Origin of the sequence: Mycolicibacterium boenickei (assembly GCF_010731295.1) — a bacterium.
Classification (GTDB): Bacteria; Actinomycetota; Actinomycetes; order Mycobacteriales; family Mycobacteriaceae; genus Mycobacterium; species Mycobacterium boenickei.
Map to the genome: position 1 here is coordinate 4,228,683 of NZ_AP022579.1, position 13,156 is coordinate 4,241,838.

Consider the following 13,156-nt stretch of genomic DNA (forward strand, 5'->3'; position numbering starts at 1 on the left):
ATGCGTGGGAGACACACTGACCGAAGGACAGAAGCTGGAGAAGGGGGGGTCGCTCACCTCCAACAACGGCGCTTACACGCTGACGTTGCAGGACGATGGCAACCTCGTGTTGGAGGCACGTGGCCAAGCGGTCTGGTCGACTTCCACCAACGGCCAGGACGTGCAGCGGGCGGAGGTGCAGACCGACGGTAACTTCGTGCTCTACACCTCCGAGAAGCCGGTCTGGCACACCGACACCAAGGGCAAGAAGGACGTCAAGCTGGTTCTCCAGGACGACCGCAACCTGGTGCTGTACGCCGCGGACGGCCCGGCCTGGTCTTCCAAGACCGAGACCTCCGAGCCGCCGCCACCGGCCCCCGAGGCCGCCGCGCCCGAGCCCGAGGTGGCACCTGCCGCTGTGGAAGAGCCCGCACCGGCCGCCGCACCCGAGCCGGCCGCACCGCCGCCACCCCCGCCCGCACCCGAGCCGCGGACCTACACCGTGGTGTCCGGTGACACCCTGTGGGCGATCGCCGAGCGGTTCTACGGCGACGGCAACCGGTACCAGCAGATCGCCGATGCCAGCGGCATCGCCAACCCTGACCTGATTCACCCGGGCCAGGTTCTGACGATTCCCTGACCTGTGAACAGACGCGCGGCCCGGACCATACGGTCCGGGCCGTCGTCGTTTTCGGCTCGTCGTTACGGGTACCCCCGGTAACGAAGTTGCCGCCGGACCGATATTGATGTCGGTAGGGTGACGTTCACCACGTCCGAAAACGAGGGAGGCCGGCCGTGAACAGTTGGCTTGGTGGGGTGATGCGGGCGATGGCGGGGGTTCCGGTGGCAGGGCTGCTGGTATGTCCAATCCCCACGGCCGCCGCGGCGGGTTCGCTGGTGTACCCCGGGATGGAGATCCGTCAGGGCACCAATCTGTGCACGCTGGGCTTCGTGGATCCGGCCACCCGGGTCGGATTCACCGCGGGGCACTGCCGTGGCGGTGGGCCGGTGAACGACCGGGACGGTAATTTCATCGGGCACATGGGGTCATTCCGGGACAACACACCCGACGGTGCCACGGTCGACACCAATCACATGATCTCCGACTGGGAGACCATCCAACTCGCCGGCGACGTCGTGGTGAACAACGTCCTGCCGGGCGGGCGGATGCTCGTGGAGGATCCCGCCGTGGTGCCGACGCCCGGGGCCCCGGTCTGCCATTTCGGGGTGGTGACCGGGGAGACCTGCGGCACCGTCGAGGCCGTCAACAACGGCTGGTTCACCATGGCCAATGGGGTGGTCAGCCAGAAGGGCGACTCCGGTGGCCCGGTGTACGTGGTCACACCGGATGGTCGGGCTGCCATCGTGGGGATGTTCAACAGCACGTGGGGCAACTACCCGGCCGCCGTATCGTGGCAGAACGCCAGCGGCCAGGCCCGCAGCGACGGCGCTCCGCTCGCCGGCGAGGTGTCGAATCTCGTCGGCCAGCCCTGACCGGTACCGATCTGACGCTCGGTGCCGGACTCGGGCACCGCGAATCACAGAACTAGAACACGTTCTAGCTTTCGTGCCGAGTGGGCGATATTCTCATGGCGATGCTTGATCAGACACCTGTCCAGATCGCCTGGGTTACCGCCGATCTGGATGCCACCGAACGGGCGCTGACCACCCTGCTGGGGGCGCGCCGGTGGGTGCGTATGCCCGCGGTGCACTTCGGCCCCGAAACCTGCAGCTACCGCGGCGAACCCGCCGATTTCGTCGCCGACATCTCACTCAGCTACGCCGGCGACACCCAACTGGAGCTCATCGCCCCCGTGCGCGGCGAGAGTGTCTACACCGAGTTCCTGGACCGGCACGGATCGGGCCTGCACCACATCTGCGTCGAAGCGGCCGACGAGCCCGCATTCGACGCCAAACTGCGGGACGCCGAGGCCGACGGGGCGCCCGTTGTCTGCCAGGGCGTCATGCCCGGAGGCATGAGATTCGCCTACCTGTCGGCCGTCGCGGCCGGGGTGCCGTATCTGGAGATCGCTTACATTCCGCCCGAGATCCGGGCGTTCTTCGACTATGTGAAACAGGAGCAGCAGTGAAGGAAATCCCCGCGGTCCTAGAGGCCTCCGAGGTCGTCGCCGCCGAAGCCTGGTCCGACGAGTTCGACGTCGTGGTGCTCGGTTTCGGCATCGCCGGAGGTTGCGCGGCGGTCAGCGCCGCGGCGCAGGGCGCCCGCGTGCTGGTACTGGAGAAGGCTGCCGCGGCCGGCGGCACCACCTCGATGGCCGGCGGGCACTTCTATCTCGGCGGCGGCACCGCCGTGCAGGAGGCGACCGGGCACCCCGACACCGCCGACGAGATGTACAAGTACCTCGTCGCCGTGTCCCGCGAGCCCGATCTGGAGAAGATCCGCGCCTACTGCGACGGCAGCGTCGAGCACTTCAATTGGCTTGAGGCGCTGGGCTTCCAGTTCGAGCGCAGCTTCTACCCGGGCAAGGTCGTCGTGCCGCCCGGCACCGAGGGGCTGTCCTACACCGGCAACGAGAAGGTGTGGCCGTTCACCGAGCAGGCCAAGCCGGCTCCGCGCGGACACTCGGTGCCGGTGCCGGGGGAGCTGGGCGGCGCCGCGATGGTGATCGATCTCCTGCTGAAACGCGCTGAGACGCTGGGCGTGGCGATCCGCTACGAGACCGGGGCCACAAACCTGATCGTCGACGACGGGGCGGTCGTCGGGGTGAAGTGGAAGCACTTCGGCGAAACCGGTTGTGTCAAAGCGAAATCGGTCATCATCACGGCCGGCGGATTCGCGATGAACCCCGAGATGGTCGCCGAGTACACCCCGGCACTGGGCAAGAAGCGCCGCACCAAGCATCACGGTGAGGTGGAGCCGTACATCCTGGGCAACCCCAACGACGACGGGCTGGGCATCCGGATGGGTGTCGCGGCAGGCGGCGTCGCCAACGGTATGGATCAGCTGTTCATCACCGCTGCGGCCTACCCGCCCGAGATCCTGTTGACCGGCGTCATCGTCAACAACCAGGGTCAGCGGTTCGTCGCCGAGGACTCCTACCACTCGCGCACCTCGGCATTCGTTCTGGAGCAGCCCGATCAGCAGGCGTACCTCATCGTGGACGAGGCGCACATGGAGATGCCGGCGATGCCGCTGATCCAGTTCATCGACGGCTACGAGACCATTGCCGAAGTCGAAGAGGCACTGGGGATTCCGGCCGGCAACCTGGCCGCCACGCTGGAGCGGTACAACAAGAACGCGGCAGGCGGCGAGGATCCCGACTTCCACAAGCAGCCCGACTACATCGCCGCGCAGGACACGGGTCCGTACGCGGCCTTCGATCTGTCACTCGGCGTCGCCATGTACTCGGGCTTCACCATGGGTGGGCTGACGGTGTCGATCGACGGCGAGGTGCTGCGAGAGGACGGCAGCGTCATCGCCGGCCTGTACGCGGCAGGCGCCTGCGCGTCCAACATCGCTCAGGACGGCAAGGGATACGCCAGCGGTGTGCAACTCGGCGAAGGATCGTTCTTCGGGCGCCGCGCCGGAACACACGCGGCCGGCCGCTAAGCGGGCTCGCCGACCGGCACGAGGTTCCACCGACCGTCGCCGAGCAGTTCCAGGCGACGGTCGTGGAGCCGGTTGACGCTGTCGCGGTGGCTGATACTGACCACGATGCAGTCGGGCAACTCGGTGCGCAGCGTCGTGTACAGCGCGTACTGCTGACCGGCGTCGAGCGCCGAGGTGGCTTCGTCGAGGAACACCGCCGACGGCTTGGCCAACAGAACCCGGGCGAACGCGATCCGCTGCTGTTCGCCCGGGGACAGCACCTTGCCCCAGTCGGCGTCCTCGTCCAGCCGCGAGGCCAGATTTCCCAGGGCGACCGCGTCGAGCGCGGCCCGGATCTCGTCGTCGCTGTAGGTCCCGGTCGGTGAGGGATAACAGGCCACCGTCCGCAGATCGCCCAGCGGGGCATAGGGGAGCTGCGACAGGAACATGACCTCGCCCTGCCCCGGATAGCGCACCGTGCCCGAACCGTACGGCCACAGCCGCGCCAGGCTGCGCAGCAGTGTCGTCTTCCCGGTGCCGGACGGTCCGGTGATGACCAGTGAATCGCCCGGTGCGAGTTGCATGTCGAGGTCGTGCAGCAGCAGATCGCCGTTGGGCGACCGCACTTCGACATCCTCGAGCTCGACCCCGCCGTTGGCGCTCACCCCGGTGTCCAATCTCGGTAGCGCCCTTGCCTGTTCGTTCGCGGTGACGAGGCCGTCGAGGCGGATGATCGCGGCCCGGTAACCGGCGAAGGCGTCGTATACCGAGCGGAAGAAGCTCAACGAGCTCTGCACGTTGTTGAACGCACTCGCCGACTGCAGGACATCGCCGTAAGTGAGCTGACCCGCGAACAACCGGGGCGCCTGGATGATCAGCGGCAGCGGATCGATGATCTGGTTGATGGACCGATTCCAGCCGAGGAACGCGACACCGCGCAGCACGAGCCTGCGGTAGTTCGCGATCACCTTGGCGAATCGGTCTGCCAGCGTGCCGCGTTCGGTGCGCTCGCCGTGATAGAAGCCGACCGCCTCGGCGCCGTCGCGGACGCGCACGAGCGCGTACCGGAACGCCGCGTTGGTGAGGGAGTTGCGGAACGTCAACCGGATCATCGGCCTACCGATCCAGATCGCCACCACCGTCGTGACCGCCACCCACAGCAGTGCGATCCAGAACAACGCCTTGGGCACGGTGACACCGAACAGGGTCAGCGGGCCGGCGAGGTTCCACAGGATCGGCGTGAACGCGACGACCGAGACGATCGAGTACACCGATCCGAACACCAGCGTCTGCGCGGTGGCGACGGTCGGGGTGTTGGTCTCGGGGCCGGTGCCGGTGGTGAAGACATCGATGTCCTGCTGGATGCGCTGATCCGGGTTGTCGATCGGGGTTCCGCCGAAACCGCCGATGAAACGGCCGCGATAGTAGGCACGCTGGTCCAGCCAGTCGCCGGTGAGCCGGTCGGTCAGCCAGACCCGCCAGCGAATGATGAAGTACTGCATCAGGTACAGGTCGAGCAAGGTGCGGGTGATGTCGGCCGTGACCAACATCGCGAAGATCAGGATCGAGTGCCAGAATCCGTCGATTCCCGACCGGCGCACCGCCTCGTTGCCAGAACCGGTGCCGGAGAACGCCACCTGCAGGGCAGTGGTCTGGTCGTTCACGTAGTAGCTGAAGAGCACGTCCATCCGGACCGAGAGCATCACCGAGAAGAGCAGCACACCCAGCAGTGCCCACACCGGAACGCTCTGGCGCCCAAGGAAATAGCCACCGGTGACCCGCCAGAACTGACGGCCCCACGTGGTGACACGAGCCAGGAGGGCGGCGACCGCGACCAGCGCCACCGCGCCGATCGCCCACGCCTTGAGGACCCAGACCAGCGACCCGAGGATCTCGTTGCCCCAGTCCAGTGACTGGGTGAACATCTCCATACCCCGGGAAGTTACCGGGAACTACCGCCCGATCAGGGTTGCTTGACCAGGCCGGCCGCGTCGTCCTCGATCCGGCCGAGCCGCCATTCACCGTCACCGAGCAGCTCGAGTTCGTGGGTGTGGTGCTGCTCGACCGTGGTGCGGTGGCTGACGCTGACCAGGATGGTGTTCGGCAGTTCGGTGCGCACCCGCTGGTACAGCATGTACTCCAGGCCTTCGTCGAGAGCCGAGGTCGACTCGTCGAGGAACACCACCTTGGGCTTGACGAGCAGGATCCGCGCGAACGCAATCCGTTGCTGCTCACCGGGAGACAACACCTTGGCCCAGTCCTGGACCTCGTCGAGCCGGTTGACCAGATGCGCCAGGGCCACCTCGTCGAGGGTCCGCTTGAGCGTCTCGTCGTCGACGACGCCTTCCTCACCCGGATAGGTCACCACCGCGCGCAGGTCACCGAGCGGCACATACGGCAACTGCGAGAGGAACATGGTCTCGTTGGGCCCGCACGGACGGGTCAGGGTGCCCGACGTGAACGGCCACAGTTCGGCGAGGCTGCGAAGCAGCGTGGTCTTGCCGCTGCCGGACGGCCCGGTGATCACCAACGTGTCACCCACCTGCAGGTGCAGGTCGAGCGGGTTGATGAGTTGCCTGCCGTCGGGCGTGCGGACCTCGATGTCGGTGAGCTTCACCGTGCCGTCCACACACGGGGTGGTGGTCACCTCCGGCAGCTCCCGGGCCTCTTCGTTCGAGACGACCAGGCCGTACAGACGGATGATCGCGGCCCGGTAACCGGCGAAGTTGTCGTAGGCGCCGCGGAAGAACGACAGGCCGTCGAGCAGGCTGCGGAACGCGCTCGCCGTCTGCGACAGCGCGCCGAGAGTGATCTCGCCGCTGTAGAACCGAGGGAACTGCACGACGTACGGGATGAGTTCCTGGGCCTGGTCGATCGTCAGGTTCCAGCCGAGGAACTTCGTCATCCGGTTGACGTAGTGCTTGTAGTTGGTCACGACCGGTTCGAAGAGACGGCGCAGGCCGGTGCGCTCGGCGATCTCGCCGCGGTAGAACGCCACCGCTTCCGACGCGTCGCGCAGGCGCACCAGGGCGTACCGGAACGCAGCGTTGAACTTCTCGTTGTTGAACGACAGCGTGATGATGGGCCGGCCGATCCAGAACGCCACCACCGTGGCGAACAGCACGTAGATGATGCCGATCCAGAAGATCGCCCGTGGCAGCTCGATGCCGACGAAGGGCAAGGTGATCTCGCCCGAGAGGTTCCACAGAATCGCGGTGAACGAAATCATCGAGGCGATCGCGTTGATCGCCCCGAACAACAGGGTCGCGGTCGAGGTGTTGTTCGGCCGGTTCGGCAGGGAGTCCGTGCTGCCCGTGAACGTATCGATGTCGGTCTGGATGCGCTGGTCGGGGTTGTCGATCGTGGCGTCGATGAAGCGGGCCCGGTAGTAGGCCTTCCCGTGCAGCCAGTCGGCGGTGAGCCGATCGGTGAGCCACGCGCGCCACCGCAGCATGAAGCGCTGGGTCATATAGAGGTCGAGCATGATCCGCGCGACGTTGAGCGTCGCCAGGATGGCGAAGACGGTCATCGACATCCAGAAGCCGTCTTTACCCGACTGCTTCACGGCCTCGTTGCCACTGGAGATGCCGCCCGCGATGACCTGGAAACTGGTCATCAGGTCGTTGCCGTAATAGCTGAACAGCACGGTCAGGCGCACGCTGGTGATCACCGAGAGCAGCAGCGCGGCCAGCCAGGCCCACACGATCACGCTGTCCCGGCCGGTGAAGTATCCGCGGGTGATCCGCCAGTACTGGCGGCCCCAGGTGGTGAACCTGGCGAGCAGGACCAGGATCACCAGGGTGCACACCGCCGCGATCAGCCAGCCCTTGGCGATCCACACCAGCGATGTCCCGAGCTCGTTGCCCCAGTCCAGTGTCGGGGTGAACATCTCCATGCGGGCAAAGTACCCCCATCAGCTGGCATGAGCCCGGTCGGACGGCTCCAGGCGTGGCTGCGCCGATCCGGTTTCCGGGACACTCGGCGCGCCCGCGTACCGTGAACATGTGCCGAAGACGTCCAGCGCCAAACCGGGCCGTGTGAGCAGCAAGTTCTGGAAGCTATTGGGTGCCAGTACCGAGCGGAATCAGGCCCGTTCGCTCTCAGAGGTCAAGGGAGCAGCCGCCTTCGAGGACAAGGCTGCCAAACTCGACGACGAGCAGCTCACCAAGGCCGCCAAGCTGCTCGAACTGCAGGACCTGGCGGCATCGGCGGACATGCCGCAATTCCTGGCGCTGGCCCGGGAGGCCGCCGAGCGGACCACCGGCCTGCGACCGTTCGACGTGCAGTTGCTCGCCGCGCTGCGCATGCTCGCCGGCGACGTCGTCGAGATGGCCACCGGTGAGGGCAAGACCCTGGCCGGCGCGATCGCGGCGGCCGGCTACGCGATCGGTGGCAGGCACGTGCATGTCATCACCATCAACGACTACCTGGCGCGTCGTGACGCCGAGTGGATGACCCCGCTGCTGGAGGCGCTGGGGCTCACGGTCGGCTGGATCACCGCCGACTCCACCGCCGAGCAGCGCCGCGTTGCCTACGAGTGCGACATCACCTACGCCTCGGTCAACGAGATCGGCTTCGACGTGCTGCGCGATCAGCTGGTCACCGACGTCGCCGACCTGGTGTCCCCGAATCCCGATGTGGCGCTCATCGACGAGGCGGACTCGGTGCTCGTCGACGAGGCCCTGGTGCCGCTGGTGCTGGCCGGCACCAGCCACCGCGAACAGCCGCGCGTCGAGATCATCCGGATGGTCGGCGACCTGATCACCGGAACCGACTCCGACGAGAACTTCGCGACCGACGACGACAACCGCAACGTGCACCTCACCGAGGCCGGGGCCCGCAAGCTCGAGGCCCGGCTCGGCAATATCGACCTGTACTCCGAGGAGCACGTCGCCACCACGCTCACCGAGGTCAACGTCGCACTGCACGCCCACGTGCTGCTCCAGCGCGACGTGCACTACATCGTCCGCGACGGAGCGGTCCACCTGATCAACGCGTCTCGCGGACGCATCGCATCGCTGCAGCGGTGGCCGGACGGCCTGCAGGCCGCCGTCGAGGCCAAGGAAGGCATCGAGACCACCGAGACCGGTGAGGTGCTCGACACCATCACGGTGCAGGCGCTGGTCAACCGCTACCCGACGGTGTGCGGCATGACCGGCACCGCGCTGGCCGCCGGTGAGCAGCTGCGCCAGTTCTACAAGCTCGGCGTGTCACCGATTCCGCCGAACAAGCCCAACATCCGCGAGGACGAGACCGACCGGGTGTACCTCACCGAGGCGGCCAAGAACCACGCCATCGTCGAACACATCGCCGAGGTGCACGCGACCGGTCAGCCGGTGCTGGTCGGCACCCACGACGTCGCCGAATCCGAAGACCTGCACCGCAGGCTGGTCAAGGCGGGCGTACCCGCCGTGGTGCTCAACGCCAAGAACGATGCCGAAGAGGCGGCCGTGATCGCCGAGGCCGGCAAGCTGGGCTCGGTCACCGTGTCCACCCAGATGGCCGGTCGCGGCACCGACATCCGGCTGGGCGGATCCGACGCCGCCGACGATTCCGAGGACAAGGAGAAGGTGGCCGAGCTCGGCGGGCTGCACGTCGTCGGTACCGGCCGCCACCACACCGAACGACTGGACAACCAGCTGCGCGGGCGCGCCGGGCGTCAGGGCGATCCCGGCTCGACGGTGTTCTTCTCCAGCTGGGAGGACGAGGTCGTGGCCTCCCACCTCGACGACACCAAGCTGCCCACCGAAACCGACGAGGACGGTCGCGTCACCGCGCCCAAGGCAGCGGGTCTGCTCGACCACGCGCAGCGAGTCGCCGAGGGCAGACTGCTCGACGTGCACGCCAACACATGGCGCTACAACCAGCTGATCGCGCAGCAGCGCGCCATCATCGTGGATCGTCGCGAAACCCTGCTGCGCACCGACACCGCACGCCAGGAGCTCAAAGAGCGGTCACCCGAGCGCTACGCCAAGCTGGCCGAGGAGCTGGGGGAGGACGGCGAGGAGAAGCTGGAGAAGATCTGCCGGCTGATCATGCTCTACCACCTGGACCGCGGCTGGTGTGACCACCTGGCCTTCCTCGCCGACATCCGGGAGAGCATCCACCTCCGCGCGTTGGGCCGGCAGAATCCGCTCGACGAATTCCACCGGATGGCCGTCGACGCGTTCGCCTCGCTGGCCGCCGATGCGATCGAGGCTGCCCAGCAGACGTTCGACACGGCCGAGGAGATCGAGGACGAACCCGGCATCGACCTGTCGAAGCTCGCGCGGCCGACCTCGACGTGGACGTACATGGTCCACGACAATCCGCTCAACGACGACACCATGTCGGCGCTGAGCCTGCCGGGTGTGTTCCGCTAGGTTTTAGCCATGGACCATGCGCCTGCTCCCGAGGGCAGGAGCGCCACGCGTCGGGATGGCCCACCCGCGTCGGATCGGGTATTGACCGTGCCCAACGCGCTCAGTGTGCTGCGCCTGGTACTGGTACCGGTGTTCCTTTGGCTGCTGTTCGGTGCGCACGCGAACGGGTGGGCTGTCGCGGTCCTGATGTTCAGCGGCTTCTCCGACTGGGCTGACGGGAAGATCGCCCGCCTGGTCGACAACCAGTCCTCGCGGCTCGGCGCGCTGCTCGACCCACTCGTCGACCGCATCTACATGGTCACCGTCCCGGTCGCCCTCGCGCTGTACGGCGTGGTGCCGTGGTGGCTGGTGCTGACCCTGCTGGGACGCGATCTGCTGCTGGCGGCGACCCTGCCGCTGCTGCGCAGCCGCGGACTGACCGCGCTGCCGGTGACATACCTGGGCAAGGCCGCCACCTTCGCGCTGATGTCGGGCTTCCCGTGGGTGCTGCTCGGCCAGTGGGACGCGACGTGGAGCCGCGTCGCCCTGGCCTGCGGATGGGCCTTCCTGCTGTGGGGCGTGGCGCTGTACCTGTGGTCGGCGGTGCTCTACCTGATCCAGGTGACGATGGTGGTGCGACAACTCCCAGCCCGATCATGAGCACCCTGGGCGGCTTCGAGTCCGGGGCCGGACTCAACCACCATGAGGCCAACGCCCCCAAGCGCATTCCGCTGCCCTCACTGCTGCGGTCGTTGCTCTCGGAGCATCTGGACCCCGGGTATGCCGCGGCCGCCGCGGCCCGGGAGTCCGGCGACCGGCCACGCCGGCGGGTCACCGACATCGCATGGCTTCTGGTGGGCGCGGGCGTGATCGCCACGGTGTTCGCCGTCGCCGCAGGCCAGGCACAGACAGCGGCGCCGGCCGCGCGGGAAGCCCAGCACACCCTGGCCGGGCGGGTTCGCGCGGCCCAGATCGGTGCCGACCAGGCCAGTGCCGAGCGCGATGCCCTCGTCGATCAGCTGGACGCCGAACGACGCAGCAGGCTCGGAATGGACGAGAACGGCCAGCACCTGCTCGGCAGTCTGGACACCGCCAACATCGAGGCCGCCGCCATTCCGATGATCGGCCCCGGGCTGACCGTCACCGTCACCGATCCCGGGCTGTCGAAGGATCTCAGCGACGTGTCCAAGCAGCGGGTCGCCGGTGGTCAGCAGATCATCCTCGACCGGGACCTGCAGCTGGTGGTGAACTCGCTGTGGGCCAGTGGGGCAGAGGCGGTTTCGGTGGGCGGCGTGCGGGTCGGCGCCGGTGTCACGATCCGCCAGGCCGGCGGCGGAATTCTGGTCGACAACCAGCCGATCACGAGTCCGTATGTCATTGTGGCCATCGGACCGCCGAAGGGGATGGCCGATACTTTCGATCGCACTCCGGGTCTGCAGCGACTGCGGTTGCTGGAGACTTCCTACGGGGTCGGGGTGAACGTGAGCTCGGGCGACGGTCTGAGCGTGCCCGCGGTGTCGGTACGGGATGTCAACTTCGCCAAACAGATTGGATAGGCCTGACGTGCACAGGATTGACCGTTAGATGATCGGGATCGTCGCACTGGTCGTCGGAATCGTGCTCGGATTGGTGTTCCACCCGAGCGTTCCCGACTTCGTCGAGCCGTACCTGCCGATCGCCGTGGTGGCCGCACTGGATGCGGTCTTCGGCGGGTTGCGGGCCTATCTGGAGCGGATATTCGACGCCAAGGTGTTCGTGGTGTCGTTCGTGTTCAACGTTTTGGTGGCGGCGCTGATCGTGTATGTCGGCGATCAGCTGGGTGTCGGGACCCAGTTGTCGACGGCGATCATCGTGGTGCTCGGTATCCGGATCTTCGGCAATGCCGCCGCATTGCGGCGCAGGTTGTTCGGCGCCTGACATGAACGAACCCGAGTCCAATCCCCAGGAAGAACCGGCCGAGCCGGACGCGACGGCACCTACCGCCGAGCCGGACCGGCCCGAGGCCCCGCCGGAAGCTCGGCCTGAGGCCGCAGCCGAGGACAAGCCCGAACATCATGCCGAGCACCACGGGCGCCACGAGATGCCCGCGGATGTCTCGCCGCGCCGATTCCGGAACCTGCGGATCGTGCGCCGCAGCCGCACTCAGCTCGTGTTCGGCGGCCTCGGGGTGCTGCTGTGCATTCTGCTCGGCATGGCGATCGTCACCCAGGTTCGCCAGAACGAGTCAGGGGATTCGCTGGAGACCGCGCGGCCTGCGGATCTGCTGGTGCTGCTCGACTCCCTGCAGCAACGTGAGGGCTCGCTCAACACCGAGGTGGCCGATCTGCAACGGACCCTGCAGCAGCTGCAGGCCTCGGGCAGCAGCGACCAGGCAGCGATCGAGAACGCCCAGGCTCGGCTGGAGGCGCTGTCCATCCAGATCGGCACGGTGGCCGCGACCGGTCCGGGAGTGACGCTCACCATAGAGGACAACGCGCCCGGGGTGCCCGCGGAGACGATGCTCGACGTGATCAACGAGCTGCGTGCGGCAGGCGCCGAGGCCATCGAGATCCGCGGCGGCGATCAGCAAACCGCTGTGCGGGTGGGCCTCGACACCTGGATCATCGGCCCGCCTGGGGAACTCAAGGTCGACGACGCGACCCTGCGGCCGCCGTATTCGGTTCTGGCGATAGGGGATCCGCCGACATTGGCGGCCGCGATGAACATTCCCGGCGGGGCAATGGACAGTGTGAAGCGCGTCGGCGGCACGATGGTGGTACAACAGGCCGAGCGCGTCGACGTCACCGCCTTGCGGCAACCGAAACCACGCCAATACGCTCAGCCCGTCAAGTGAGCTTCAAATGAGCAAAGCAACCAACTCCACGAACTAAGGAGCGCCGTGAGCGAGATCCCTGCCGACCTGTACTACACCTCGGAACACGAGTGGGTATTGCGTACCGGTGATGACACGGTGCGCGTCGGCATCACCGATTACGCGCAGTCCGCACTCGGCGATGTGGTGTTCGTCCAACTGCCCGACGTCGGGGCCCAGCTGGCCGCCGGTGACGCGTTCGGCGAGGTCGAGTCCACCAAGTCGGTGTCGGACCTGTACGCCCCGGTGGCGGCGAAAGTCGTTGCGGTCAATGGTGATCTGGACGGCAGCCCGCAGCTGGTCAACTCCGACCCCTACGGCGAAGGCTGGCTGGTCGATCTGCGGCTCGAGGAGGGCACGCTGGAGGACGCCCTGGCCGGTTTGCTCGACGCGGACGGCTACCGCGCCGCCGTGACCGAGTAAGGAATTGTTAGG

General features: G+C 67.1%; 12 protein-coding genes. 10 read left to right on the forward strand and 2 right to left on the reverse strand.

Features of this window, described 5'->3' with window-relative positions:
• The first annotated feature begins 4 nt into the window (after positions 1–4).
• The 4 genes from G6N57_RS20045 (at position 5) to G6N57_RS20060 (ending at position 3,550) form a co-directional block, all read left to right on the forward strand.
• Entirely contained in the window at positions 5–619 is a 615-nt protein-coding gene (locus tag G6N57_RS20045) for a LysM peptidoglycan-binding domain-containing protein (RefSeq protein WP_097926026.1), read from the forward strand.
• 188 nt (positions 620–807) lie between these two features.
• Complete coding sequence (locus tag G6N57_RS20050) at positions 808–1,473, forward strand: Rv1815 family serine proteinase (protein ID WP_097926043.1); 666 nt, start codon at positions 808–810, stop codon at positions 1,471–1,473.
• 101 nt (positions 1,474–1,574) lie between these two features.
• Positions 1,575–2,069, forward strand: coding sequence for a VOC family protein (locus G6N57_RS20055; RefSeq protein ID WP_077741958.1), 495 nt, complete (start codon positions 1,575–1,577; stop codon positions 2,067–2,069).
• Entirely contained in the window at positions 2,066–3,550 is a 1,485-nt protein-coding gene (locus G6N57_RS20060) for an FAD-binding protein (protein WP_077740891.1), read from the forward strand. Before G6N57_RS20055 ends, G6N57_RS20060 begins: the two co-directional genes overlap by 4 nt.
• Here G6N57_RS20060 and G6N57_RS20065 read toward each other — a convergent pair.
• Both G6N57_RS20065 and G6N57_RS20070 read right to left on the reverse strand, forming a co-directional pair.
• On the reverse strand, positions 3,547–5,460 hold the full coding sequence (locus G6N57_RS20065; RefSeq protein WP_077740890.1) for an ABC transporter ATP-binding protein/permease: 1,914 nt from the start codon (positions 5,458–5,460) through the stop codon (positions 3,547–3,549). The two genes, G6N57_RS20060 and G6N57_RS20065, sit on opposite strands and share 4 nt — an antisense overlap.
• Positions 5,461–5,492: 32 nt before the next feature.
• Positions 5,493–7,424: an ABC transporter ATP-binding protein/permease gene (locus G6N57_RS20070; protein WP_077740889.1), complete on the reverse strand. Its 1,932-nt coding sequence runs from the start codon at positions 7,422–7,424 to the stop codon at positions 5,493–5,495.
• Positions 7,425–7,533: 109 nt separating this feature from the next.
• On the opposite strand from G6N57_RS20070, the gene secA2 reads away from it, so the two are divergent.
• From secA2 to gcvH, 6 genes are all read left to right on the forward strand, one after another.
• Positions 7,534–9,891 (forward strand): accessory Sec system translocase SecA2, encoded by a 2,358-nt coding sequence (gene secA2 / locus G6N57_RS20075; RefSeq protein WP_077740888.1) that lies wholly within the window; start codon positions 7,534–7,536, stop codon positions 9,889–9,891.
• 9 nt (positions 9,892–9,900) lie between these two features.
• Positions 9,901–10,530 carry a CDP-alcohol phosphatidyltransferase family protein gene (locus G6N57_RS20080; RefSeq protein ID WP_077740887.1) on the forward strand — a complete coding sequence of 210 codons (630 nt, stop codon included), beginning with the start codon at positions 9,901–9,903 and terminating at the stop codon, positions 10,528–10,530.
• The gene (locus tag G6N57_RS20085) at positions 10,527–11,426 is read left to right on the forward strand and encodes a DUF881 domain-containing protein (RefSeq protein ID WP_077740886.1); all 900 of its coding nucleotides are present in this window, start codon (positions 10,527–10,529) and stop codon (positions 11,424–11,426) included. The genes G6N57_RS20080 and G6N57_RS20085 overlap by 4 nt, the downstream gene beginning before the upstream one ends.
• A gap of 28 nt (positions 11,427–11,454) precedes the next feature.
• On the forward strand, positions 11,455–11,787 hold the full coding sequence (locus G6N57_RS20090) for a small basic family protein (protein WP_036449743.1): 333 nt from the start codon (positions 11,455–11,457) through the stop codon (positions 11,785–11,787).
• A 163-nt stretch (positions 11,788–11,950) separates the two neighbouring features.
• Positions 11,951–12,703, forward strand: a complete 753-nt coding sequence (locus G6N57_RS20095; RefSeq protein WP_077741957.1) for a DUF881 domain-containing protein — start codon at positions 11,951–11,953, stop codon at positions 12,701–12,703.
• Between the two features lie 45 nt (positions 12,704–12,748).
• Positions 12,749–13,144, forward strand: coding sequence for a glycine cleavage system protein GcvH (gene gcvH, locus G6N57_RS20100; protein WP_036449745.1), 396 nt, complete (start codon positions 12,749–12,751; stop codon positions 13,142–13,144).
• Positions 13,145–13,156: the final 12 nt, after the last annotated feature.